This window comes from Brevibacillus ginsengisoli, from assembly GCF_050113715.1.
Lineage (GTDB): Bacteria > Bacillota > Bacilli > Brevibacillales > Brevibacillaceae > Brevibacillus_H > Brevibacillus_H ginsengisoli.
Genome location: NZ_JBNJQR010000003.1, coordinates 210,294 through 233,018 on the forward strand (window position 1 = coordinate 210,294; position 22,725 = coordinate 233,018).

The following is a 22,725-nucleotide window of genomic DNA, read 5'->3' on the forward strand; positions in this document are numbered from 1 at the left end:
CACCGTTGCGATCTATTTCTTGATCAAACACCCCCTAATTATAATTGGATATAACTAATTATAATTAGTTATAATACATTAGTTTTTTAATAATGAATACTAGGGAATTCCCTGATCTTTGTCGAGAAAGTGACCAAAAAAAGGTGCTTCTATTTCAACCATAGAAGCACCTGTACTGTCATTATGCGGTTGTTTACTATTGAAATCCGTATTTGTGTAGAATGGCTTGCCCTTTCTCACTCTGCAAATAGTGAAGGAATGTCTCCGCTTCCTTCCGATGTGTCGTGCTGCCGAGGATCGCTCCCGGATAGACGATCGGATCATGCCATTCTGGTTTTGCTGTAGCCAGCACCTTCACATTCTTGGAAACGAGTGCATCTGAAGCGTATACAACGCCTGCGTCCGCGTTGCCTGACTCCACAAACGTCAGCACTTGGCGCACATCGGAACCGAATACGAGCTTAGACTGCAGCTTGTCCCATTGTCCGAGCTTCGTTAACACTTGTTTGGTATAACGTCCTGCGGGTACGCTATTAGGCTCTCCAACGGCCAGGTGTTGGATGGAGGCTTGATTCATCTCTTCAAACGAATGTAGAGCGAGCGGGGAATCTTTTCGGGTAATCAGAACCAACTCATTGTGGGCGATGGTAGTAATTGATTCGGGAGCTACCAGTTTGTTGTCTGTAAGCTTGTCCATATCTTTCTTGCTAGCAGACAAGAAGAGGTCAACAGGAGCCCCTTGCGTAATTTGTTGAGCCAGTTTTCCAGATCCGCCAAAGGAATACGTGAGCGTGATGTTCTGATTTTCCTGTTCAAAAGTTTGCTTCATTTCTTTCAACGCGTCTGTTAAACTAGCGGCAGCAGCAATTATCAGCTCGCTTTTTGCCAAAGACGATTGGTCAGGTTGGTTTGTTTGAACGGGTGCTGGTTGTGACGATTGCGGGTTAACATTGCCGCATCCAACTGGGATAAGTAAGAGACATGCGGCAAGACCAAGTTGTAATAAGCGGGTAAACATATGTTACCTCCGGTGTTTTTTATTTAAGTATAACGGATTATGTTCAAATTAGTTATAAATAAATATGACAGTCTATAAGTAATGATGGTTAAGTGTTGTGAAAGCAGGTGAAAGCAGAATGAACCAAGAGGTCTCGTATACGACCGAAGAGATTGCTCAGATTTTACGTGTTTCTAAACTGACGGTCTATGATTTGATCAAAAAAGGAGAGTTGCCCGCATACCGCGTAGGTCGGCAAATGCGCGTGGATGCCGCAGATTTGGAAGCATACAAACTGCGGTCGAAGGGTGGCACCAAACCAACAGCTCCCCAACCTAACTGGTCCGAACCGACTGCTGTAAGACATCCCAACGTCTCTGATCAAGAGAAACGATCAAGTCATGCTCTAACGAATCAGGCGGTGATCATCAGTGGTCAAGATATTAGCCTGGACTTGTTGGCGAACAAAATTGAAAAGCTCGGGAATGGGATTCGTCCCTTACGATCGTATAACGGCAGCTTGAATAGTTTGCTCGCCATGTACAAGGGGGAATCCGATGTCGTTAGCACCCATCTGCTGGACGCGGACACCAATGAGTACAACATCCCCTACATTCGTAAAATACTGGTTGGTCAATCGTATCTGGTCGTCAACCTGATGAGCAGGTGGGCGGGTTTGTATGTCCAGAAGAACAACCCCAAACAACTGAGTAAATGGGAAGACCTGGGGCAAAGCGGTATGCGTCTCGTCAATCGTGAAAAAGGATCGGGAGCACGCGTCTTACTAGATGAACAATTGCGTATTCATAAAATATCCAAGTACGGCATATTCGGCTATCATCAAGAGGAAACAAGTCATCTTGGGGTAGCCAGTGTCATTGCGGCGGGACATGCCGATGTCGGAGTGGGGATTGAAAAAGCGGCGCAAATTGTCGGAGTTGATTTCATCCCGATGATCAAGGAAAGCTATGATTTAGTCATCCTGAAATCCCAGGAAAATCAAAGGTTGATTGAAGGTATCCTGGAGATTTTGCAATCCACCGCTTTTCAACAGGAGATACAGGCCATCGGAGGATATGATGTCTCCAGAACGGGCACAATCGTGTACGAGACGGAGTAAAAGGAGACTTGAGATGAAAATTCTAGTGTTAAATGGCAGCTCGCGAGAACGAGGAAATACGGAGCGGCTAACGCAAGCGGTTCTTCGGGACCTTCCGCATACTGTGATTAACTTGCGTGAGAAGCGCATCCTGCCGATCGATGACAAACGACATACGGAAGAGGGTTTTCAGCCGGTCGATGATGAGTTCGATGAAGTGATCACACAGATGCTCAGTCATGATCTGCTGATTTTTGCCACGCCACTATATTGGTACGGCATGTCCGGGTTAATGAAGAACTTCGTGGATCGGTGGTCTCAGGCGCTCCGTGATTCCCGTTATACCTTCAAGGATGACATGATGAAAAAAGAAGCATACGTCGTGATCGTTGGCGGGGACAATCCAAGGATCAAAGCGTTGCCGCTGGTTCAGCAATTTCAGTACATTTTCGGGTTTGTTTCGACTCCATTCCGTGGCTATGTGATTGGTGAAGGCGGCAAACCAGGCGATGTGGAAAACGACGAACGCGCGATGCTGGAAGCGGAAGCTCTACATAAGCAGTTGAACATGAAGCTCCACGGATAATACGAAAAAAGGCGGTAGGCTATAATGCCTGCCGCCTTGCTGTTATTGTGGTTCAAACTATTTCCCCGCCTTTCGGAAGCCCGCATCCTTAGCTTCTTGCTCGGTACAGAACCATTCTTCCGGTTTGGTCTTTTCATAAGCAGGGCTATCCGGGAGATGATAGATTTTCTCGCCCTTCTTGTTGATGTTACCTTTAATTTGCGGATTGGCACAACCAGCTTTAGGGACTGCCGATTGTGATGGATTGGATTGCTTTGGTTGTTGCGATTTGTTCGATTCGTGCGTAGACTTGTTCGCTTTGTCAATCACTTCCGGGTGATACCCGTCCTGTCTGGCATAATCCTCGATGGACCAGATCCCAAGGCCTTTTTTCTGTGCTTCTGACTGGATGGCGCGATATTTGTCCACGTATTTAACATTGGGGGCATAAATGTAGGCGACGCGAGCTAGGCCTTGTTCAAGCAGCATTTCCTGAACCGACTTCCCGTTTACATAGATGTAATAGAGGTATCGACCATATTTGTCAGGGCCAGGGGAGACGTCCTTCTCTAGCTCAATCTCTTGACCGTCTAACAGCTTTTTGGTAAATTGGGACGCTTCCTCTCCGAAGGGCTGTTTGCCGAGTCGCGGATGGTGCGTCTCCGGTGTATCAACCAAGAGAAAACGGATGGTGGCTGTCTTGTTGTCGAAGCGGGCTTTAATCGTGTCTCCGTCAATCACCTCTACTACTTGAGCGGGGATCCGATTGGGATCTGATTTGGCGGTAGATTGAGAACAAGCCGTCAAAAGAAGAATGAGAGCCAAAAGATAGAATGTGAGTATTTTCTTGGTTCGCATGTTTTCACCTTTTCTATGTAAGTTTCTTTCTGGTGGTGTCTACCATTATAAATTTTCATGAAAAAAGAAGCAAAAGCAACAGAAACAAATCCGAAGAACGTGACGTAAAAAGTAACGGACCGAAGACTTATTGGCGTAATCAACATGGGGAATAGAACAGCCGATAATGAAATAGACGCATCTTCTTCAGATACGTCTTGATTTTCAGGGGAGGTATTATTGAGATGGAACTGTTTCGCTTTGATCGAGAGGTTGGCCGAGAAATTAAGGCATTTAATAGCACCAATTTCATTATGAGTAGAATCGGCCATTTGGAGGAAGTTCACCTTGGTCTTATGCACATTGGCGAGAATGGGGTGGTTGGTTACCATCAGGCGGTGACTCCTCAGATGTTTCTGGTTGTTGCGGGTGAAGGCTGGGTGCGTGGTGAAGAGCAGGAACGTACGCCAATCAGGGCAGGTCAAGCGGCTTTTTGGCAAACGGGTGAGTGGCATGAATCAGGCTCTCTTCATGGCATGACGGTGATTGTGATTGAATCCAGTTCCTTGGATTCCACGCTTTGGGATCAACTCTAATTTCCTCTGTTCGCAGTCAAATGGATTAGGTTGATGGTGTTGATTTGATGCAATTTCTGAAAGAGGAAAGCTCTTACTTTTGAAAAATACGTATTAGACTATTCAATCCTTCCGTACGAAAAGCCACAATATGCCACCTCACTGGCATTGCATAAATCCTGTCGCCTCTCATCTTCCGTCAGCGGAAGTGAGCGGCGACAAGATGATCCGATAAAGACAAAGGGCTTTCCAAGTGCCATATACTCCTTGATAGCAAGGAAGTCATCTTGGATAACCCTGTAGTTGTAAGCACTTCTACGTTTATGGTACCTGGCCGGTTTCTGCCTTGCGCAAATACGCCCCCGTTATCGAATGCTCGGCAGCAGAAAGCTGGACAGGAGTGCCTTGGAATACAATTCGGCCACCCCGGTGGCCGCCCTCGGGACCCATGTCAATGATCCAGTCTGCGCTCTTGATCACATCCAGGTTGTGTTCGATGACCACCACCGTGTTGCCCCCGTCGACCAAGCGGTTCATAATGTCCATCAGACGAGAGATATCGGACATATGCAGTCCGGTTGTCGGCTCGTCCATTATATAGAGACTGCCTTCCTTGTGAAGTTCCCCGGCCAGTTTGATGCGTTGGCATTCCCCGCCCGATAAGGTGCTCAGAGGCTGGCCCAGCGTTACGTATCCGAGTCCCACATCCTCCAGCGTTTGCAATTGACGGAGCAGTTCCTTCCTGCTGAAGAACTCCGAAGCTTCCCGTACCGTCATGGCGAGGACGTCGCTGATGGATTTTCCGTTCAGCTTATACTCTAGCACTTCATCGCTGAACCGCCTGCCCGCGCAAATTTCACAAGTCGTCCTTATTGGATCGAGAAAGGCCAAATCCGTGTATATCATCCCGAGACCCTGACAGTTGGAACAAGCTCCCTTGGAGTTGAAGCTGAACAACGATGCGCTCACCTTGTTGGCGGCTGCGAACAGCCGCCGGATCTCGTCCATCATCCCCGTATAAGTGGCCGGATTGGAGCGGATGGATGTGCCCACGGCTGACTGGTCGATGACAATCGACTCTGGATGCAATGGCAGGAATGCTCCGTTAATCAACGTACTTTTGCCTGAGCCGGCTACACCCGTTACCACGGTCAGTACACCGACCGGGATATCGACGGTCACATCCTTCAGATTGTGAAGCTTGGCGCTGGTGACGGTCATCCAGTCCATAGGCACCCTGGTTGAAGTTTTCAAGGGCAGACTTTGCTTCAAGTACCGTCCTGTCAAGGTATCCGCGCGGAGCAAGCCCGCAAAGTCGCCTTCGTAGACGATTTCTCCGCCGCGGGTTCCCGCATAAGGTCCGACATCAATGATGTAATCGGCGATCACCATTACTTCGCGGTCGTGTTCGACGACGAGCACGGTATTCCCTTTGTCCCGGAGCTGGCACAGCATGCCGTTCAGACGATGGACATCCCGCGGATGCAGCCCGACGCTCGGCTCGTCGAAAATGTAGATCATGTCGGTAAGACTGCTGCTCAGATGACGGACCATCTTGATGCGCTGCGACTCCCCGCCCGACAAAGTTGAGGTCTGTCGGTCCAGACTCAGATACTCCAGCCCGATGGAGACCAGATGGTTCAGCCGGGTCAGAATCCCGTCAATCATCGGGCCGGCAACGGGATCCCGAATGGCTCCGATCATACGAATAAGCTCTCCAATCTCCATCGCTGCGCATTGGGCTATGTTGTAACCGTTAATCCGGCAGCCCAAGGCCTCTTGATTAAGCCGGCTTCCCCCGCAAAGGCTGCATTCGCTGTAGGACAGGAACCGGTCAATAGATTCGCGTTTGGCTTCGGACATCTCGCTGCTGTCCCGCTTCAAATACAGGCGGGTGAATTTGGGCAGCAGACCTTCGTAATCCGATTCGATTGCCCCGCCTTTGGTGTGGTAAACGATCTTGCTCTCTTTACCGTGAAGGAGGACATCCCACTCTTCCGGCGTATAGTCAGCGAGCCGCTTGTCGTTGTCGAACAAGCCAGAATGGGCATAAGTATTCCATAACCAGCTCCCCACTTTAAATGCGGGGAACAGGATCGCGCCTTCATTCAGCGACTTGGACCTGTCAAGCAGCTTATCTACATCGAACTGCACCACCTGTCCGACTCCGGAACATTCCGGGCACATACCGGCCGGGTCGTTAAACGAGAATACATGCGAATTGCCGGCAAAAGGTTTACCGATTCTGGAGAACAGCAGCCGGAGCATTGCATAAATATCCGTGATCGTGCCGACCGTCGAACGTGAGTTGCCGCCGAGCCTTTTCTGATCGATCACAACCACCGTAGACAAGTTCTGGATGAGATCGGTATCCGGCTGACTAAACCGGGGCAGCCGATTGCGGATGAATGCGGAAAACGTCTCGTTAAGCTGCCGCTGAGCTTCGGCGCTAATGGTGTCGAAGACCAAGGAAGATTTGCCCGATCCCGAGACGCCGGTGAAGATCGTGATTTTTCGCTTCGGGATGCGGACATTCACGTTTTTCAGGTTATTCTCGCGTGCTCCTTCAATTACGATATCATTGACGTCCATAGACTCCACCTCGGATTTCTATTTTCTAAGCTTTCACAGTATAACTGAAGAATCATGACAACAAGTGTCATGATTAGACGAATGATTTCATAAAGTTTGTTCGGCACCTGGAAGGCTGACGATGCAGAGACTCGCCAGAGCAACCGGGGCGAAAATAAGTTTTAGACTGAACCCCATAAATGAAAAAGCGGCGGTCGAAGACCAAAAAATAAAGTCTTAGACTTGCCGCTAAACTAACGATTTTATCATTGGAATGTGTAATATTATTTGTTCGCATCAAAATGATAAATTAGTTGTACAACGCCTGAGGAGAACGTTCTGGTATTAACCATTTTTAAATTCAACCTCTGTTTTATATCCGCAAACAGCGGTTTCCCTTCTCCCAAAACAACAGGGTGAACAGATAATCTAAATTCATCAACAAGTCCTAAATTGATAAAAGTTGTAATCAGACTTGCTCCACCATATAGCCAGATGTCTTTACCAGGCTTATTCTTTATTTTATTTACTTCTTCGAGAATACTATCATTTATGAATACTGCTTTATTATCAGTCCCCTTTTGCGTCCTGGAAAACACATATTTCTCTTTACTATGAACCAATTGCCAAAATTCTTTTTCAAAATCCGTAGGTTCGATTTCCGGAGTAAATTGTCCCCATAAATCATAGCTTTTTCTTCCATAGAAAATGGCATCAATTTGATTTAAAAAATTTTTAAACCCCAGCTCAGAGTCCATAATGCACCAATCAACTTCACCATTTTTCCCTTCAATAAAACCATCTAAAGTAACTGCTAAATCTAAAATAATTCTTCGTTTCATGATTTATTACTCCTTTCGTTAATCTACCACCCATTATAGACCTCAAATACGTCACCTTATGTCATATTAAAAAGAGAGGATATCTTTTTAACAATGCTGTCCGTCAGAGCGATTCCCTAAAAGCAATACAAGCATTTCTTCTACGTGGGTTCTCATCAACCATTGAAAATAGTTTCAACACGAAAGTAAGTTGTATCCACCGTTGAAATCCTTTTTAGGGCATACGGGAATAGAAGAAACGCTCTTGAACATTTCCCTAGAGCTGTTATCTACTGCACACATTCTCCACAAGATGCCCTGAAGTTTACCATCCCATGGCTCAACGGGTCTAAGCCCTTACATTCCATTAGACAATACACCTTTTAATAATATTAGTTCAATTCCTGTGTTGTTATTATTGAATAGATCGGTTATACATCCATGCTTTTCACGTCTAACAACTTGAGGCGAAATGAATTTCTTAAGTAAGAAACTTCATTACCTCTTTAATATAACGTTCAGGCTCTTCGATACTTGGGGCATGACCAGAATGCATAAATTCAATGAAGGTCGTATCAGATATCAGGGAAGCGGTCTCTTTACCTCTATCTGGAGGATTCAAACCGTCATATTTTCCACTAATGACTAATGTGAGTGCGGTAATTTTATTCAAATTATCTCGGAAATCAAATCCTTCTAGTGCTTTGTTTGATGCTTCTTGCTCTTGAGGCAATGTCAGCATTGCCTGTTGATCATTAAAATCGCTAAAAGCTTTCTGAACAGCTGTGTAATTATGAAAGATATACTTGAAAGCACGGTTGAATTTTTCTTCAAAAGAGAGTCCCTCTAGTTCCTCTGCATGACGGGCGAAAAGCTCTTGCATGGAAGATGTTTTGCCATGGCTTTTCGGGACAACGAGAATCAGCTTCTTTATTCGATCGGGGACGGCAATCGCCACACCATGCGCGATATAACTCCCCATGGAGATTCCCATAAGATCTACAGTTTCATCCCCGAGATGATCCAACAGGTTAATCACATCTTGTACATGCTCTTCCATCGTATAATGGGGGGGGCGGGCTGACTTTCCATGTCCGCGCGAATCTAGTGCAATAATACGAAAATGTTCTTTCAGCCAGTTGATTTCATGCCTCATCATCTTGCTGCTACCATGAAGACCATGAAGTAAAACTAAAGGAGAACCTTCTCCTTCTTCATAATAATAAAGTTGTGCACCGTTTGAAGTAAAAGTCGGCATTTTTGTCACCCCGTTGAATTATAGAAGTATATTCTTTTCGTGAATAATCGCCACTTTATTAATCTTAAAACACCGTTCTGGGTTGTAAATATTTCCATTTCCATATCACTACGCTAACCTGCCCGGTAGCTGAATAACTTACTGTCAGTCTAGAACGTTATTATCACATAACATCCTCAACAAGTTACCTCAGCCAAAGTGAGAGAATTCAAGCGACAAATCCTAACCAAATCAGAATGATGAGGATTCCGGCAATCTAATTACTGCCTTGTTGTTTTCTTTCATCACAAACAGCTTGGCATGCAGCGGTGTCTTTGGATCACGATAGGCTCAGATTTAAAAAATGCTCCGCTAAACGCCGGAGCATTCCACTTCCTGTATGAGATTTTTCACCTTTTGGCGGAGCTCATCTGACTCATCCAAATTGACATCGATAGTAAAATGCAGCGACTTTAGTTTGTTCAAGGTTGATTCCTTGGTAATACATCGGAGGGTGTGGTCTATCATGGTGCATTCAAGTTCCTGCGTGACATACCTTCTCAGTTGATTGCGATTCACGCAAATCCACCTCCACATTCTCATTATCTCCATCATAATCGTTCAGTTGCGCAAAGACTGTCGAGATATGTAAGGACGATGGGAAAATGTGAAATGGAAATTCACAGGATACATGCGACACATGTGGGAAGACTAACACCGAATCGCTGATCTGTGTCGAGGAGGGCAATATGGAGATGAACATGGGAAACCATATGGAAACCAAAGAGATTCCGCACGTCGATATCCCCGATGAATTCACACAAGTGGACAGGCCTGAGGTGGAAATTACCACCCCACACCCACAGCCTACGAATCCGCAAGTGGCAAGCAGCACATCTGGACTGAGTACGGTTGATCAGGAAGAGCAGACAGCTGAAATGATTGGCTTTACCCGCTCATAACGTTGAGCAAGATTGTATAAAGACTCATCCCTTCCACCAAGGTTGAAATGGCAGAGAAGTTTGCACGCTTTCCCAATTCCCGTCAAAACGAATAGCCCGATCGTCGATATAGGCGCTCGCTTTGGGCTTGGTGTTGGTGACGGGAATGTATGGGAAAGCGTTTTTTTGTAGCCATTCGATGATTCTCTGCGGTTTTCGTACGGTATATATCACGAATTGATAACTCGACTGATTCGCGTTGATAAATTCAAGCGCACCAGGGATGGGGTTGCCCATATGGTGTTCGCCTTGCCAGCCAGAATACTCCGCAAGTACCCCATCAAAATCTAACGCAATGATCGGCCTTTTTGCCATGATGCATCCCTCCGTTTACACGACTCCCGATTAGTATCCAACGATCTCACTAGCTTTCACTCAGGAAAAAGGTAACAGTCAACTTCAAACAAGAAGAGCAAACACTACACTCAAGAGAACAGAGGAGGCAAGTGAATGCACACAACGTGGAAAGGCTCCATCAGCTTCGGACTAGTGCACATTCCGATCAAATTGTTCACGGCTACTGAAGAAAAGGATATTCGCATGCGTCAGCTTCACCGCGAATGTCATAGTCCCATCGAATATCACAAGTTTTGTCCGGTCTGTAACAGGGAGATTGAAATGAATGAAATCGTCAAGGCTTACGAGCATCAACCTGGGCAGTTTGTCATCCTTGAGCAATCCGAACTCGAGAACCTAGCGGCGGAGAAGAACAAAAACATTGAGATCATCGACTTTGTCAATCTGGAGGAGATTGACCCGATCTATTTCAATAAATCGTATTTCATTGGTCCGAGCGAAGCAGGTCATAAAGCATACTCCTTGTTACGTCAAGCGATGCAGGAGACAGGCAAGATCGGAGTGGCCAAAATTACCATGCGATCCAAACAGAATCTGGCGGTAATCCGCGTTTATGATAAAGGCTTAATGATGGAAACGATCTTCTATCCGGATGAGGTTCGCAACGTCGACCAGGTCCCCGGTGTGCTGGATAATCTGAACGTAGAGGTTAACCAAAAAGAAATGGAGATCGCTAAGCAGCTGATCGAACAATTAACGGTTTCCTTTGATCCCTCCAAATACACCGACGAGTATCGATTGTCTCTGATGAATCTTATTGAAGCAAAGATAAATCATGCAGAGATCAAGGTAGCCAAAGAAGCGCCAGCGTCCAATATTATCAACCTGATGGAAGCCCTTCAGGCGAGTATCAACCAAGCCCAAAAACAAGCCATTTCCGTGAAAACGCCCAAGGAAGATAAGCGAGAGGAGATTAAGGAAGAAAAGCTGGAGGTGCTCAAAGAAATGACCAAGGGTGAATCCAAAAAGAAAAAAGCAGCGAAGAACAAATCCGCGAAGGAGAAAGCAGCCAAATGAAGGGCGATCGGCTCCTGCTTGAACCAATCATTCCTTTTGAACCTGTCAGTACAGATGTGATCCCACAAGGGGAACAGTGGATTGCCCAGATCAAATGGGATGGTGTTCGGATTCTCACTTATTGGGATGGACAACAGGTATCGCTTTATAACCGGAAGCGTAATCCAAGATCTGTTCAATTTCCGGAACTGCTTGACATCAAGCGATATTGCAAGGCATCTTCTATTATCCTGGACGGTGAAGTGATCGCGTTTGATAACGGACGCCCTTCTTTTCACGAGGTCATGAAGCGGGATGGTATACGAAAAGAAGCAAACGTAGAACGTGCCAAGGAGCAAACTCCGATCGCCTATATGATTTTTGATGTTTTGTTTTGCAATGGTGAATGGGTCACGCATTTGCCGCTCCAGTCAAGGATGGAACTTCTGTCCGAGTGGATTGTGCCGCAAGAGGATGTTCTGATCGTGGAGAGCTTCCATGACCCGGAGGTTTTATATCAAGTCACCGTGCAACATGAACTGGAAGGTATCGTCTGTAAGGATCTCACGAGTATATACAGCGTGAACGAGAAGAATCGACGTTGGCAGAAGAAAAAAATATTTCGAGATCTGAATGCGGTGGTCGGTGGTTTTACGCTGAGCAATGGTCTTATCAATGCGCTGTTATTTGGCGTTTATGATGAGCTTGGACAGCTTCAATACATCGGACACGCGGGTAGAGGCAAAATGAAACAAGCCGAGTGGGAGGCTTTAAGTGAAATGCTGAAGCAGTTGATTCAGCCAAAGAAAGCGTTTGTAAACCAACCAGAGCGATATAAAGAAGCGGTATGGGTTAAGCCTTTGCTTACTGCCAAACTTCAATTTTTGGAATGGACGAAGGGCAGAACACTTCGACAGCCTGTGATACAGGCTTTTGTGAATGTATCGCCGGAAGAATGTAAATCCCCTCCCATCAAATTGTGAGAGGGGGAACAGTCATGACCTTTTTAATGCAATTTTTCCATCAGGTGTTTCAGCATATGCGTGATCCACGTATTTTTAGTCGGTTCCTGACGCAGTTCCCCCAGCAACATGAAATATTCGTCGACCGCGGCTCTGATAGAGGCTGCGATCTGAGCTTGTTCCCTTGGCGTCAGTAAACGGTGTCGATCAGACACATTACTTAAATACCCCATCTCCACGATAATCGAGGGACAAATCGAATGACGAAGCAAATAATACGTTTTCCCCACTTGTGGCTTGCCATGTACCTTATACAGGAGGTTAAGTGAGTTCTGCATCAGTTCAGCCAACATGTAACTTTGGCTGTTGTGCTGATAAAGGACAAGCGGCCCGCTGGCTCTGCTTGAATTTGACCAGTTAACATGCAGGCTGACCAATATCTGTGGTTGCAACTCCATCGCAAGGTGTCTTCGCTGAGCGAGATCCTTAAGGTGGCGTGAACGACTTTTTGACCAATGGTTTTCATCGCTTAGCGCATAATCTCCATCGCGATTCATTACCACATGATAACCTTTTTCAGCTAAAGCCTGATAAAGCTGCTTCCCGATGGCCATGTTGATGTCTTTCTCAAGAATGTTACCATAGGTGGTTCCACTGTCTACCCCTCCGTGTCCCACATCAATTAAGACGTCGATTGGATAATCTGATGGGGAGGCTTGAACAGTTGAAACCGGGAGTAAGAGTCCGATCATAAGACAGAATCCCATCACTTTTTGCTTCATATTAATCACCTGATACTAGCGAATTTGGCTCTCTTATCCTTCCCTTTTACTCAGCAGTCATACGGAAACCATGGTGTAAATCAATTGTAGAAAAGCCAAACTACCCGTACGGCAAAATTTTGTGTAAAGGAGTGTCGAGATGAGGCAAGCTTCGATTAAATACAGGGCTTTAATCGCATATGGTCTTCTGATCATTCTGCTTGTAACGGATAGTGGAAGCACTAATGCCGCCCCATTAGATAACCCTGATCCTAAGAGAATCGCCATCGTCATTGATGATTTTGGAAACAACATGCTAGGGACAGAAGAAATGTTGAAGCTCCCTTTTCCCTTAACCGTTGCCGTTATGCCATTTTTGTCGACCACCAAGCGGGATGCCGAGTGGGCTCATCGCTTGGGACATGAGGTTTTTGTTCATATGCCGATGGAGCCGTTGCGGGGAAAGGCTTCCTGGTTGGGACCCGGCGCTATTACTACCGACCTCTCAAATGAAGAGATTAAAAAAAGAGTAAATGCCGCTTTTGAAAATGTTCCTTACGCAGTGGGGATCAGCAACCACATGGGCTCCAAAGCGACAGCCGATGTACGAGTCATGCGCGCAGTCATGGAGGTGTGCAGAGACCGTGGAAAAGTGTATTTGGACAGCCATACGACCTACTTTAGTGTAGTGGAAAAGGTAGCCCGCGAAATGGGTGTGCCTTATATTCAGAACAATCTCTTTCTCGATAATCAATATAGCAAACGGCATATCGCCAAAAAGGTGTATTCCCTGCACGACTATTTAAAGACCAATTCAAATTGCATCGCGATTGGACACGTTGGAATCCAAGGGAAGAAGACAGCCTCAGTTTTAAAGGAGAATAGTTCCTTTTTAAAAAATGAAGGCAAGCTGGTGACTGCCACCCAGTTAATGGATCCGAATTATCACGTGATTGGTAAGCGTGAACGAAAGGAAGGGAACAAATGACATCAGCAACGATGGAACGTGTTGAGCTGATGGTGGATGGAACGCCCGTTGGTATTTCCAATCCGGACAAGCTGTTATGGCCGCAGAAGCCTATCAGCAAAGTCCAGTATCTCGAATATTTAATTCAGGTGGCTCCATATATGCTTCCTCATGTAATGGATCGGGTATTAACAGTCATTCGCTTTCCTGACGGGGTAACCAAAGAGAAGTTTTATCAAAAACACTGTCCGTCATATGCTCCCGATTTTGTCCAAACCTATCTTGTGGAAGATATTCGGTATATTCTCTGCAATGATTTAGCCACTTTAATTTGGTTGGGGAACCAAGCCTCCATCGAATTGCACGTTCCATTTGTCACCATCCATTCCACTAAACCGCAAGAAATCGTATTTGATCTTGACCCTCCGTCACAGAAAGAATTTGCTCTGGCTGTACATGCGGCCTTGATGATGAAAGAGATTTTTGATCAGTTGAAGCTTGTCTCGTTCGTCAAAACATCAGGAAACAAAGGCTTGCAAGTGTACATTCCGCTTCCTAAAGAACAATATACATTTGAAGAAACCAGAAGCTTCACCAAATTCGTTGCCGATTATTTGACTGCGCGCGAACCCTCCCTTTTCACAACGGAACGATTAAAAAAGAATCGCGCCAACCGACTGTATCTGGATTATGTTCAACATGCGGAAGGAAAGACGATTATTGCTCCCTACTCGGCTCGAGGCAACGAGGACGCATTGATCGCCACACCATTAATCTGGCAGGAAGTGAACGAAAAACTTCGTCCTCATGACTTCACGCTAGAGATGCTACCTAGGCGGATTCAACAGAACGGCTGTCCATTTGCACAGATGGAGGAGAGCAGATCCCGGCAGAATTTTGACTATTGCCTGGAATGGATTTCTAAACAAAAAACAAGTTAATCACCAATAGCCACTTCAGAGGTATAATATATAGATGTATAGGAGGTGGCTTCTTTGATTTATCTTAAATCAGAGGAAGAGATTAATAAGATGCACGCGGCGGGCCAGATTCTGGCAGCTTGTCATCAAGAGATTGCGAAATTAATCAAGCCGGGAATTACGACTTGGGAAATCGATCAGTTTGTGGAAAAATTTCTGGCTAAACATAACGCAACACCCGAACAAAAAGGATACCAAGGATACGAGTACGCAACCTGCGCGTCGGTCAATGATGTGATCTGTCACGGATTTCCTTCCAAAAAGGAGTTGCGCGAAGGAGATATTGTGACCATTGATATGGTTGTCAGGTTAAATGATTGGTTGGCAGACTCCGCTTGGTCATATGCGGTAGGCAAAGTGTCCACCGAGGCACAGCGTCTGTTGGATGTGACCAAGCAGGCCCTTTTTGTCGGGATCGAAAAAGCGGTGATCGGCAACCGTTTGGGAGACATTTCTCACGCGATACAGGAATACGGGGAGTCTCAAGGGTATTCGCTTGTTCGTGATTTCTGTGGACACGGAATCGGCAAGGAGATGCATGAAGATCCGGTTGTTCCCCATTTCGGACCTCCCGGACGAGGCGTTCGTCTCAAAGAAGGCATGGTGATTACGATTGAACCGATGATCAATACCGGGACGTACCATGCCACCGTCGATGATGACGGGTGGACAGCGCGTACCGCAGATGGTAGTTTATCCGCACAGTACGAGCACACCATTGCGATCACCAAATCGGGTCCGCGAATTCTTACCCAACTGGATCTTTAATACTTTCTTTTGCATTTCTAGTTGTCTGTTTCACTTGATTCTGTTAGAGTAAATACAATTGAATCAGGTGTAAATAGAGGTGCGCTGCGAATCAGTAATTCTTGGTCTACGGGAGAAGGGGCTCCGGATGAGAATGAAAGGTCAAAGTGCCGAAGTCGACGTTGCCCCCCGCAACATCGGCTGGGGTGTCCGTGAATAACGGCCATCTTGTCATGAAAGGCTACTTTCGTGGAGCGCTATTTATCATTTGCAGGGGAATCAAATGCAATGAGTAGATATGCTGCTCATTGCATTTTTTGGTTGATGTCAATGCTAGATTACCTGCGGTACAAAGAAAGAATCAGTTGATGGTTAAACCAATGTGGAGGTAGAAAGTAATGAACATGATGAATGCCAACGAAATCATCGCTTTTATCCAGAAAAGCGTCAAGAAAACCCCAGTACAAGTACATATCAAAGGACAATTGGAAGGCATTGACTTTGGAGCTAACACCAAAACGTTCATCACAGGCAATGTAGGCGTATTGTTTGGTGAGTGGAGCGAGATTGCACCAGTATTAGAACAACACAAAGACCAAATTGAAGATTACGTAGTGGAGAGCGACCGCCGCAATTCGGCAATTCCTATGCTTGATACCAAACATATTCAAGCTCGTATCGAGCCAGGCGCAATTATCCGTGATCAGGTGACAATCGGCAATAACGCCGTCATCATGATGGGGGCTATGATCAACATTGGCGCTGTGATTGGCGAAGGGACCATGATCGACATGAACGCAGTCGTAGGCGGACGCGGAACCATCGGCAAAAACTGTCACATCGGAGCGGGTGCCGTTGTAGCTGGCGTAATTGAACCACCTTCCGCAACCCCTGTCATCATTGAAGATGATGTTGTTGTAGGCGCCAATGCCGTTATTCTGGAGGGCTGCCGAGTAGGTCAAGGCTCTGTAGTCGCTGCAGGTGCTGTGGTGATTGACGATGTGCCTCCGTATGTAGTAGTGGCAGGTACACCAGCACGCGTGATCAAAAAAATTGACGAAAAAACCAAATCCAAAACCGAGATTAAACAAGAGCTTCGCCAACTGTAATACTCACGCTAGGTCCAAAGCGAAGGAGGAGAGACCCTTGGAAGATTGGCGTTCATTAGATGAAAACTATATCATGTCAACTTACAAACGATTACCTATTGCCATAGCCAAAGGGGAAGGCAACTACCTGTTTGACACGGAAGGAAAACAATACCTTGATCTGTTTACGGGGCTTGCAGTGAATATTCTCGGCCATTCACATCCTCATGTCATGCAAGCATTGCGTGAGCAGGGTGAGAAGTTTCTGCACATCTCGAATTATTTTCTCAATCCGCCCGCTATTCAATTGGCTAAGCGTCTGGTAGAGAATTCGATTCCAGGTAAGGTCTTCTTCGGGAATTCGGGAGCAGAAGCAACAGAAGCGGCGATTAAACTCATTCATAAGTGGACGCTCAAGCGGGGAAATGGTCGCGAGGGAATCGTCGTATTGAAAAACAGCTTCCATGGTCGGACACTAGGAGCGCTTCGTCTAACTCGACAACCGCATGTCTATCAGGATTTTCCACAACCAGATTTTCCGGTGTATGAGCTTGAGGTGGATAACATCGCTGAGCTGGAAGACCTTTGCGCTCGTGTGAAGCCAGCGGCTGTTTTAATGGAGCCGGTGCTAGGCTCAGGCGGTGTCATTCCGTTGCGTATAGAATATCTTCAGCAGGTGGCTGCGATTACGGAGCGTGAGGGCATGCTTCTATGCATTGATGAGATCCAAACGGGAGTTGGCCGTACAGGAAAATTCTTCGCGTACCAACATGCGGATGTGACCCCTGATCTCATCTTATTTGCCAAAGGCGTGGGTGGAGGCCTGCCGCTTGGCGGACTCATCGCTGGCCATAAACTGAGCGACTTATTTCAACCGGGGGACCACGGAACCACGTTTGCTCCCTCTCCATTAAGCGCCGCTTTGGGCAATGCCGTACTCGATGTTGTATTCGACGAGGCATTTATGGAGAAATCTCGTACGGTAGCAGCCTATTTGTGGGCTCAATTGAACCGTTTGAGCGAAAAGTATCCTGATCTGCTCCAGGGTTTGCGTGGAAAAGGCATGATGCTTGGACTGCCGACCCAATTGCCTGCAGAGCAAGTAAGTGGAATCCAACGATATATGCTCCAACGAGGCATACTTGTCGATGTGACGCAAAAAACGATTATTCGTCTGCTTCCGCCGCTTACAATGAAGCAAGAAGAAGTGGATCGACTCATCAGCTTGTTGCAAGAAGCCATTGAACATGTCGTCGTTTCGAAAGGAGCTGTAGAATGAACGCTACAGGCTCTTCTTTCATTAAAATAAGACGCGAATTGCACCAGATTCCTGAGCCAGGCTTCCAAGAATTCAAAACACAAGCCTATCTACTTCAGTTTATCGAGCAGCTTCCGCAAGATCGGTTGGAGATCAAGACATGGCGGACAGGCATTCTTGTTCGCGTACGCGGTTTGAATCCAACAAGGACGTTAGCTTGGCGCGCGGATATGGATGGTTTGCCGATCGTAGAGGAGACCTCCTATGAATTCGCCTCCACACATCAGGGGTATATGCACGCGTGTGGTCATGATATGCATATGACGATCGGGTTGGGAATCCTGAGCCACTTTGCCCAAAACCCGGTGGATGATGATTTGCTGATGATTTTCCAGCCTGCTGAGGAAGGACCGGGCGGGGCTCTGCCCATGCTCGCAAGTAAGGAATTCCAGTCCTGGAAACCTGACGCGATTTTTGCCTTGCATATCGCTCCCGAGTATCCGGTGGGAACCATCGCTACCAAACCGGGAATCCTGTTTGCCAATACCTCAGAACTGTTCATTGATCTTGTCGGAAAAGGCGGACATGCCGCACACCCGCATAAAGCCAACGACATGGTGGTGGCCGCCAGTCATCTGGTTACGCAGCTGCAAACGATTGTTGCGCGCAACCTTGACCCGCTGGATTCGGGGGTCGTGACGATTGGCAAAATTGAGGGAGGAACCAAACAAAATATTATTGCAGAGAGAGCCCGTATCGAAGGGACCATTCGCACACTCTCTATGCCATCGATGCAAAGAATCAAATCCCGTATTGAGGCGTTGGTTCGCGGGATTGAGGTTGGCTTCGAATGTCAGGCAACTATTGATTATGGCTCAAACTACTGCCAAGTATATAATCATCACGAGCTGACCCATGACTTTATGGAGTGGGTTCTAGCCAACGAAAAGGTTCAGTTGATTGAATGCTCGGAAGCCATGACTGGGGAAGATTTCGGATATTTTCTCGCGGATATACCGGGCTTCCTGTTCTGGCTCGGTGTCGATACCCCGTACGGACTACATCACAGCCGAATTGAACCAAACGAGGATGCGATCGAGGTAGCAATTCGTCTGATTACGGACTATTTCACATATATTGGCAAAAAGATAAAGTAAAAATTTCTGTCGCTTCTTTTTCTGTCGGGGAAAGAAGCTTTTTTTTATATTTTCTGTGGATAACTCAACTGAATCCTTGTAGATCAAGCCTGTGGATACTGTGGATTCTGTTGAAAAAAATATCAAAACATGCACAACTTATTTCACTTTGGTGCGTCTAAGATAATATGAAAAGAATTCGGAAGCTTGATGTGAGCATTTCGAACAGTTGAAAAGGAAATCGTACTGGAGGAAAGTGGTTATGAAAAAGTTAGCGTTGATGGCTCTGACTAGTTTAATGATTGTGGGAGTTTCAACGACAGCATTAGGCGATGGTAGCTTAGACGTGTTGGTGGATAAAACACGGACCCATGTAGAGCTTCCAGCTTCATCGGTTGAGTCCGTTCAGGATTTAGTAGACAAAATGGGTGGATTTACTTCATATGATAAAAAATCCGGCAAATTAATTGTTGAAACACCTCGGGTAAATATGCTGGTTCTCGAAGGTATTCAACAGGTTCGTAATAAAGGTCTGGTATTTACCAACCCGATAAAAGGTTGGACTGACAAAGACATCCCGCGCAGCTTTGGCGTTTTCGTTGAGGTAGATGACGCGCCTGTTTCCAAGGAGCTTGAATGCCAGGTTGTTTTGATCGCACCAAATGGAAAGGAATTGGATAGTGGAAAACAACAGAAATTCTCCACAATCAATGGAAATTCCTTCTTCTTCTCCGAGCCGTTCATTTCCACCAAGTTGCCTTATTATGGTACATACAAGGTACAGCTGAAGATGAGACGCTCAGACAAAGACCCGTATACCATCGTGGGTGAAAATAGTTTCACTGTAGGAAGATAGCTGACTTCGATTTTAATTTGAACGCTTTCATGGTATAATCGACCCTAAGGGTATAAACTGAATATATCCAAATTTAGTTTACTTGAGAAAGGAAAGATGGGAGCGGATGAAGACGAATCCCGCGAGGTCATCCACAGATGTAGAGGACCCCAGTATACGAATTGCTTGGAAAGACGATCAATCACTGTTAGCCAGTTGGTCTATGACGGAGAACTTTCGTCAGGAAGTAGAGCGAGACTTTGGTATTCCATTTGCGGAACTGCCGTTTATTCTAAGGCTTTATGACCTGACAGGACGAAACGAAATCAAGAATGACGGTACAGACAGCTATACCGATTTTGATATTAATCATCGTTCGTCTGATTGGATTCTCTACGGCTGCATGGAAGGCTTAACATATTGCGCTGACCTGGGAATTCGTATGATTGACGGAAGATTTTATTCGCTGTCACGTTCTGAGGCTATATCTTAATACTTAATCAGAATGATAACAGGCTCTCTATGTGGATAGAGAGCCTGTATTTTTTTGTCCAAAAGACAGATCATTAACAATTTCCCCGATAATGCCCTTCGTTTGGTGTACACCTAAATCAGTATTTGTCATAATTACAGCTCCAGCTCCTACATAAGGATAAGCGAGCAGCATACATTGAAATCCTACACCCCAGCCGAGTGAATAGATTTCGAGCTCTTGATTGGAATTGTCAAGGAAGACACCCAAGCCAGTCCATTGTGAGCAGCCTTGAGGGGAGATCATATCCCTGCAAAGCTGTGGAGAAATCCCCAGCTTCCCCTTCCCGTTAAGAGAATTCATGAGCTCGATGACGAGAGACGATAAGTCTGTAGGTGTTGACCAAAGACCAGCGGCGGCTAGGTACGGGTATATCGGATATTTGCCGTTCACTACTTTCCCGTCTTTATGGTGTCCGCTCGTAAATCTCTGGTGTATTTCTTCTGGTACGCGATACTCTAGTAGGCTGTCTTTCATCTGTAACGGCTCGAAGATAAGATCGTTCATTAACCGCTGAAAAGACTTTTGAGTAACCTCTTCAATAAGCTGTTCAATTAAACAAAAACCAGCGTCTGAATAGTGGAAGCTGCTGGCAGGCTCATATTTTACCGTGAAAGGTTCTGAACAATATGAGGTTCTGCCTTCCATTAGGTCAAGCATTGCAGGGATTCCTTGATTAGGATCGAATGGGCTGAAACTGCTCTCTGGGTCGATGAATCCTGATTGATGACTGAGGAGTGTCCGCAGTGTAACCTTTTTGTGTTGAGTAAATTCATTTGCAGGCACCTTCCACGACTTCAATGTATCATTCACGTCCCGATCTAAATCGAGAATGTTACGTTCGACAAGTGTGAGAACCAGCATGGATGTGGCAAGCTTACTAATCGAACAAGCATGAAAAATAGAGCGACTATCTACTTGATGGTTTGTTCCTCTCTCCATTACACCGTGGCCCCGAGACAATACAAGCTTACCATTTTCAATAACAGCAAGACTTAATCCTGCCACATGATAATGCTTTAAACGTTCATCCAGATTGAGCTTCATATGGAATCACTCGCTTTCTTTGACTCCTTTTATAATAGAACGTTTGTTCTATATTTTCAATATTTTAACACTTTTCGCTCCATAAAAAAACAGCCTTCCGTCAAACGGTAAGACTGCTTGATTTAAACGATATTGGTTATGGCTTGCGAGGTTGAAAATATTGAACCCGTCCATTAAACAGGTGAGCTTCCCCTTTAAATTCGCGTCCGAAATAGCGTGTAAATTCGTTCGCTTTTCCTTTATCGCCATGTGTAGCCGATTCCGGCAGGGAAACCTGAATGTAGCTGCGCTCGGTTCCATTCAATGCTTTAGAGCCTACACCGATGATGATGGACTTGTAGCTGTCCGGGTCTTTACCTTTAAGAAGGAACCAGGAATCTTTTCCTTGAGGCTTTTCGTCAATGACGTAAGGGAATGCAGAATTGCTGTAATCCCAACCGAGTTGTTCGCCAGTTTTTTTAGTAGCTTCGACAAAAGCTTGCAATTTAATTTTGACATCTGCAAGCGAAACAGTTGGTGCAGTAGACCCTTCGACCAAATATATGTAGGATGACTGTAGATTCACGAAACGTTCACTCCCATATCCACTTTCATTTATTCCAAGGATAAGTGTAGCATTCTAAGCGATGATTTGACAACTAATCCTATTGGAAAACAATTGCTTGTTTATTCAGAAAAGTTTATAATGTACTTATATTTGGTTTACGGGTAAACAGATAGATAACCATTGGGGGAGTGTATGGAATGCATGATGCTTCGATACGACAAGTTTATGAGACATTGAATACGTTACGTGCCATTAATGTCGTCAATAATGAAGACTGGGAGCGTGCCGCCAAAGCAGCAGAACTGGATTCATCCGTCCAATTGAATATACTTTGGATCGTATATTCATACGAGGGTGTTCGGGTGACGCAAATTGCCGAGTGGACGTTCTGGCATCCTTCTTCCATTGTCATTCACATCAAGAAGCTAATGGATAAGGGCTTGGTTACGATCGAGAAATCAGACGTAGACGGTCGAGTTGTCAATGTTTACCCAACGCAACTGGGTAAACAAGTAATTGAAGCCAGCAGACAAAACTCTCCTACAATCTTTCGTTTAACTTCTGCGCTGGAGCAATTACGTGAACGTTATAGTCCAGTTGTGGTTCAATTGTTTTTTGAATGTCTTTCTTTCCTTGCTCAAGCTTTACATGGAGAAGAAAAGGTTCGCTGGATACAAGAAAGCGAAATGCGTTTACCCTTAAATGAGAAGACCGTAAGTTAACTCAATAATGAATAAAGAAAAAAGTTGGCGCAAATTTTTGAGTCAACTTTTTTCTTTGTTATTGGAATGTTTAATAGCTATACAGAG

At 45.7% G+C, this 22,725-nt stretch carries 25 protein-coding genes and 1 riboswitch; of the genes, 15 read left to right on the top strand and 10 right to left on the bottom strand.

Annotated elements, in window-relative coordinates; all coding sequences use genetic code 11:
* Nucleotides 1-196 precede the first annotated feature (196 nt).
* On the bottom strand, nucleotides 197-1,018 hold the full coding sequence (gene modA / locus ACQCN2_RS08155; protein WP_426928393.1) for a molybdate ABC transporter substrate-binding protein: 822 nt from the start codon (nucleotides 1,016-1,018) through the stop codon (nucleotides 197-199).
* Between the two features lie 118 nt (nucleotides 1,019-1,136).
* Between modA and ACQCN2_RS08160 the strand changes: the two genes are divergently transcribed.
* Both ACQCN2_RS08160 and ACQCN2_RS08165 read left to right on the top strand, forming a co-directional pair.
* Nucleotides 1,137-2,117: a substrate-binding domain-containing protein gene (locus ACQCN2_RS08160; protein ID WP_426928394.1), complete on the top strand. Its 981-nt coding sequence runs from the start codon at nucleotides 1,137-1,139 to the stop codon at nucleotides 2,115-2,117.
* A gap of 13 nt (nucleotides 2,118-2,130) precedes the next feature.
* Nucleotides 2,131-2,682 (top strand): flavodoxin family protein, encoded by a 552-nt coding sequence (locus ACQCN2_RS08165; protein WP_426928395.1) that lies wholly within the window; start codon nucleotides 2,131-2,133, stop codon nucleotides 2,680-2,682.
* A 57-nt stretch (nucleotides 2,683-2,739) separates the two neighbouring features.
* On the opposite strand, the gene ACQCN2_RS08170 is transcribed toward ACQCN2_RS08165, so the two are convergent.
* Nucleotides 2,740-3,519, bottom strand: coding sequence for a thermonuclease family protein (locus ACQCN2_RS08170; RefSeq protein ID WP_426928396.1), 780 nt, complete (start codon nucleotides 3,517-3,519; stop codon nucleotides 2,740-2,742).
* Between the two features lie 224 nt (nucleotides 3,520-3,743).
* Between ACQCN2_RS08170 and ACQCN2_RS08175 the strand changes: the two genes are divergently transcribed.
* Nucleotides 3,744-4,094 (top strand): cupin, encoded by a 351-nt coding sequence (locus ACQCN2_RS08175; protein ID WP_426928397.1) that lies wholly within the window; start codon nucleotides 3,744-3,746, stop codon nucleotides 4,092-4,094.
* A gap of 300 nt (nucleotides 4,095-4,394) precedes the next feature.
* Here ACQCN2_RS08175 and ACQCN2_RS08180 read toward each other — a convergent pair whose 3' ends face one another.
* The 4 genes from ACQCN2_RS08180 to ACQCN2_RS08195 all read right to left on the bottom strand — a co-directional run bounded on the left by ACQCN2_RS08180 (nucleotide 4,395) and on the right by ACQCN2_RS08195 (nucleotide 9,281).
* Complete coding sequence (locus tag ACQCN2_RS08180; RefSeq protein ID WP_426928398.1) at nucleotides 4,395-6,665, bottom strand: ATP-binding cassette domain-containing protein; 2,271 nt, start codon at nucleotides 6,663-6,665, stop codon at nucleotides 4,395-4,397.
* Between the two features lie 263 nt (nucleotides 6,666-6,928).
* Nucleotides 6,929-7,486 carry a dihydrofolate reductase family protein gene (locus ACQCN2_RS08185; protein ID WP_426928399.1) on the bottom strand — a complete coding sequence of 186 codons (558 nt, stop codon included), beginning with the start codon at nucleotides 7,484-7,486 and terminating at the stop codon, nucleotides 6,929-6,931.
* Between the two features lie 460 nt (nucleotides 7,487-7,946).
* Complete coding sequence (locus ACQCN2_RS08190) at nucleotides 7,947-8,723, bottom strand: alpha/beta fold hydrolase (RefSeq protein WP_426928400.1); 777 nt, start codon at nucleotides 8,721-8,723, stop codon at nucleotides 7,947-7,949.
* Nucleotides 8,724-9,074: 351 nt separating this feature from the next.
* Complete coding sequence (locus ACQCN2_RS08195; RefSeq protein WP_426928401.1) at nucleotides 9,075-9,281, bottom strand: hypothetical protein; 207 nt, start codon at nucleotides 9,279-9,281, stop codon at nucleotides 9,075-9,077.
* Nucleotides 9,282-9,451: 170 nt separating this feature from the next.
* On the opposite strand from ACQCN2_RS08195, the gene ACQCN2_RS08200 reads away from it, so the two are divergent.
* The gene (locus ACQCN2_RS08200; RefSeq protein ID WP_426928402.1) at nucleotides 9,452-9,664 is read left to right on the top strand and encodes a hypothetical protein; all 213 of its coding nucleotides are present in this window, start codon (nucleotides 9,452-9,454) and stop codon (nucleotides 9,662-9,664) included.
* Nucleotides 9,665-9,688: 24 nt separating this feature from the next.
* On the opposite strand, the gene ACQCN2_RS08205 is transcribed toward ACQCN2_RS08200, so the two are convergent.
* Nucleotides 9,689-10,018 carry an HAD family hydrolase gene (locus ACQCN2_RS08205; RefSeq protein WP_426928403.1) on the bottom strand — a complete coding sequence of 110 codons (330 nt, stop codon included), beginning with the start codon at nucleotides 10,016-10,018 and terminating at the stop codon, nucleotides 9,689-9,691.
* Nucleotides 10,019-10,153: 135 nt separating this feature from the next.
* Here ACQCN2_RS08205 and ku point away from each other — a divergent pair, with 135 nt between their 5' ends.
* Nucleotides 10,154-11,077, top strand: a complete 924-nt coding sequence (gene ku, locus ACQCN2_RS08210) for a non-homologous end joining protein Ku (protein ID WP_426928404.1) — start codon at nucleotides 10,154-10,156, stop codon at nucleotides 11,075-11,077.
* Nucleotides 11,074-12,039 (top strand): ATP-dependent DNA ligase, encoded by a 966-nt coding sequence (locus ACQCN2_RS08215; RefSeq protein WP_426928405.1) that lies wholly within the window; start codon nucleotides 11,074-11,076, stop codon nucleotides 12,037-12,039. Before ku ends, ACQCN2_RS08215 begins: the two co-directional genes overlap by 4 nt.
* Before the next feature lie 23 nt (nucleotides 12,040-12,062).
* Here ACQCN2_RS08215 and ACQCN2_RS08220 read toward each other — a convergent pair whose 3' ends face one another.
* Nucleotides 12,063-12,800: an N-acetylmuramoyl-L-alanine amidase family protein gene (locus ACQCN2_RS08220; protein ID WP_426928406.1), complete on the bottom strand. Its 738-nt coding sequence runs from the start codon at nucleotides 12,798-12,800 to the stop codon at nucleotides 12,063-12,065.
* Nucleotides 12,801-12,939: 139 nt separating this feature from the next.
* On the opposite strand from ACQCN2_RS08220, the gene ACQCN2_RS08225 reads away from it, so the two are divergent.
* The 8 genes from ACQCN2_RS08225 to ACQCN2_RS08260 all read left to right on the top strand — a co-directional run bounded on the left by ACQCN2_RS08225 (nucleotide 12,940) and on the right by ACQCN2_RS08260 (nucleotide 20,283).
* On the top strand, nucleotides 12,940-13,767 hold the full coding sequence (locus ACQCN2_RS08225) for a divergent polysaccharide deacetylase family protein (protein WP_426928407.1): 828 nt from the start codon (nucleotides 12,940-12,942) through the stop codon (nucleotides 13,765-13,767).
* Entirely contained in the window at nucleotides 13,764-14,687 is a 924-nt protein-coding gene (ligD, locus tag ACQCN2_RS08230; protein WP_426928408.1) for a non-homologous end-joining DNA ligase, read from the top strand. The genes ACQCN2_RS08225 and ligD overlap by 4 nt, the downstream gene beginning before the upstream one ends.
* Before the next feature lie 54 nt (nucleotides 14,688-14,741).
* Nucleotides 14,742-15,494 carry a type I methionyl aminopeptidase gene (gene map, locus ACQCN2_RS08235; RefSeq protein WP_426928409.1) on the top strand — a complete coding sequence of 251 codons (753 nt, stop codon included), beginning with the start codon at nucleotides 14,742-14,744 and terminating at the stop codon, nucleotides 15,492-15,494.
* A 66-nt stretch (nucleotides 15,495-15,560) separates the two neighbouring features.
* Nucleotides 15,561-15,741, top strand: a riboswitch (Lysine riboswitch).
* Between the two features lie 130 nt (nucleotides 15,742-15,871).
* The gene (gene dapD / locus ACQCN2_RS08240) at nucleotides 15,872-16,582 is read left to right on the top strand and encodes a 2,3,4,5-tetrahydropyridine-2,6-dicarboxylate N-acetyltransferase (RefSeq protein ID WP_426928410.1); all 711 of its coding nucleotides are present in this window, start codon (nucleotides 15,872-15,874) and stop codon (nucleotides 16,580-16,582) included.
* 73 nt (nucleotides 16,583-16,655) lie between these two features.
* The gene (locus ACQCN2_RS08245; RefSeq protein ID WP_426928664.1) at nucleotides 16,656-17,840 is read left to right on the top strand and encodes an aspartate aminotransferase family protein; all 1,185 of its coding nucleotides are present in this window, start codon (nucleotides 16,656-16,658) and stop codon (nucleotides 17,838-17,840) included.
* Nucleotides 17,837-18,976 carry an N-acetyldiaminopimelate deacetylase gene (locus ACQCN2_RS08250; protein ID WP_426928411.1) on the top strand — a complete coding sequence of 380 codons (1,140 nt, stop codon included), beginning with the start codon at nucleotides 17,837-17,839 and terminating at the stop codon, nucleotides 18,974-18,976. Before ACQCN2_RS08245 ends, ACQCN2_RS08250 begins: the two co-directional genes overlap by 4 nt.
* Nucleotides 18,977-19,217: 241 nt before the next feature.
* Nucleotides 19,218-19,811, top strand: a complete 594-nt coding sequence (locus tag ACQCN2_RS08255; protein ID WP_426928412.1) for a hypothetical protein — start codon at nucleotides 19,218-19,220, stop codon at nucleotides 19,809-19,811.
* A gap of 106 nt (nucleotides 19,812-19,917) precedes the next feature.
* Complete coding sequence (locus ACQCN2_RS08260; RefSeq protein WP_426928413.1) at nucleotides 19,918-20,283, top strand: DUF4912 domain-containing protein; 366 nt, start codon at nucleotides 19,918-19,920, stop codon at nucleotides 20,281-20,283.
* 27 nt (nucleotides 20,284-20,310) lie between these two features.
* On the opposite strand, the gene ACQCN2_RS08265 is transcribed toward ACQCN2_RS08260, so the two are convergent.
* Both ACQCN2_RS08265 and ACQCN2_RS08270 read right to left on the bottom strand, forming a co-directional pair.
* Nucleotides 20,311-21,369 (bottom strand): serine hydrolase domain-containing protein, encoded by a 1,059-nt coding sequence (locus tag ACQCN2_RS08265; protein WP_426928414.1) that lies wholly within the window; start codon nucleotides 21,367-21,369, stop codon nucleotides 20,311-20,313.
* Nucleotides 21,370-21,505: 136 nt separating this feature from the next.
* Nucleotides 21,506-21,934: a DUF1885 family protein gene (locus ACQCN2_RS08270; RefSeq protein WP_426928415.1), complete on the bottom strand. Its 429-nt coding sequence runs from the start codon at nucleotides 21,932-21,934 to the stop codon at nucleotides 21,506-21,508.
* A gap of 179 nt (nucleotides 21,935-22,113) precedes the next feature.
* On the opposite strand from ACQCN2_RS08270, the gene ACQCN2_RS08275 reads away from it, so the two are divergent.
* A complete protein-coding gene (locus ACQCN2_RS08275; RefSeq protein WP_426928416.1) occupies nucleotides 22,114-22,638 on the top strand; it encodes a MarR family winged helix-turn-helix transcriptional regulator in 525 nt (174 codons plus the stop codon).
* The last annotated feature ends 87 nt before the right edge of the window (nucleotides 22,639-22,725 follow it).

What these genes read in the sequence shown, in the direction of transcription:
- modA (WP_426928393.1), bottom strand. Translation starts at nt 1,018, where the DNA reads ATGTTTACCCGCTTATTACAACTTGGTCTTGCCGCATGTCTCTTACTT.
- ACQCN2_RS08160 (WP_426928394.1), top strand. Translation starts at nt 1,137, where the DNA reads ATGAACCAAGAGGTCTCGTATACGACCGAAGAGATTGCTCAGATTTTA.
- ACQCN2_RS08165 (WP_426928395.1), top strand. Translation starts at nt 2,131, where the DNA reads ATGAAAATTCTAGTGTTAAATGGCAGCTCGCGAGAACGAGGAAATACG.
- ACQCN2_RS08170 (WP_426928396.1), bottom strand. Translation starts at nt 3,519, where the DNA reads ATGCGAACCAAGAAAATACTCACATTCTATCTTTTGGCTCTCATTCTT.
- ACQCN2_RS08175 (WP_426928397.1), top strand. Translation starts at nt 3,744, where the DNA reads ATGGAACTGTTTCGCTTTGATCGAGAGGTTGGCCGAGAAATTAAGGCA.
- ACQCN2_RS08180 (WP_426928398.1), bottom strand. Translation starts at nt 6,665, where the DNA reads ATGGACGTCAATGATATCGTAATTGAAGGAGCACGCGAGAATAACCTG.
- ACQCN2_RS08185 (WP_426928399.1), bottom strand. Translation starts at nt 7,486, where the DNA reads ATGAAACGAAGAATTATTTTAGATTTAGCAGTTACTTTAGATGGTTTT.
- ACQCN2_RS08190 (WP_426928400.1), bottom strand. Translation starts at nt 8,723, where the DNA reads ATGCCGACTTTTACTTCAAACGGTGCACAACTTTATTATTATGAAGAA.
- ACQCN2_RS08200 (WP_426928402.1), top strand. Translation starts at nt 9,452, where the DNA reads ATGGAGATGAACATGGGAAACCATATGGAAACCAAAGAGATTCCGCAC.
- ACQCN2_RS08205 (WP_426928403.1), bottom strand. Translation starts at nt 10,018, where the DNA reads ATGGCAAAAAGGCCGATCATTGCGTTAGATTTTGATGGGGTACTTGCG.
- ku (WP_426928404.1), top strand. Translation starts at nt 10,154, where the DNA reads ATGCACACAACGTGGAAAGGCTCCATCAGCTTCGGACTAGTGCACATT.
- ACQCN2_RS08215 (WP_426928405.1), top strand. Translation starts at nt 11,074, where the DNA reads ATGAAGGGCGATCGGCTCCTGCTTGAACCAATCATTCCTTTTGAACCT.
- ACQCN2_RS08220 (WP_426928406.1), bottom strand. Translation starts at nt 12,800, where the DNA reads ATGAAGCAAAAAGTGATGGGATTCTGTCTTATGATCGGACTCTTACTC.
- ACQCN2_RS08225 (WP_426928407.1), top strand. Translation starts at nt 12,940, where the DNA reads ATGAGGCAAGCTTCGATTAAATACAGGGCTTTAATCGCATATGGTCTT.
- ligD (WP_426928408.1), top strand. Translation starts at nt 13,764, where the DNA reads ATGACATCAGCAACGATGGAACGTGTTGAGCTGATGGTGGATGGAACG.
- dapD (WP_426928410.1), top strand. Translation starts at nt 15,872, where the DNA reads ATGAACATGATGAATGCCAACGAAATCATCGCTTTTATCCAGAAAAGC.
- ACQCN2_RS08245 (WP_426928664.1), top strand. Translation starts at nt 16,656, where the DNA reads ATGTCAACTTACAAACGATTACCTATTGCCATAGCCAAAGGGGAAGGC.
- ACQCN2_RS08250 (WP_426928411.1), top strand. Translation starts at nt 17,837, where the DNA reads ATGAACGCTACAGGCTCTTCTTTCATTAAAATAAGACGCGAATTGCAC.
- ACQCN2_RS08255 (WP_426928412.1), top strand. Translation starts at nt 19,218, where the DNA reads ATGAAAAAGTTAGCGTTGATGGCTCTGACTAGTTTAATGATTGTGGGA.
- ACQCN2_RS08260 (WP_426928413.1), top strand. Translation starts at nt 19,918, where the DNA reads ATGAAGACGAATCCCGCGAGGTCATCCACAGATGTAGAGGACCCCAGT.
- ACQCN2_RS08265 (WP_426928414.1), bottom strand. Translation starts at nt 21,369, where the DNA reads ATGAAGCTCAATCTGGATGAACGTTTAAAGCATTATCATGTGGCAGGA.
- ACQCN2_RS08275 (WP_426928416.1), top strand. Translation starts at nt 22,114, where the DNA reads ATGCATGATGCTTCGATACGACAAGTTTATGAGACATTGAATACGTTA.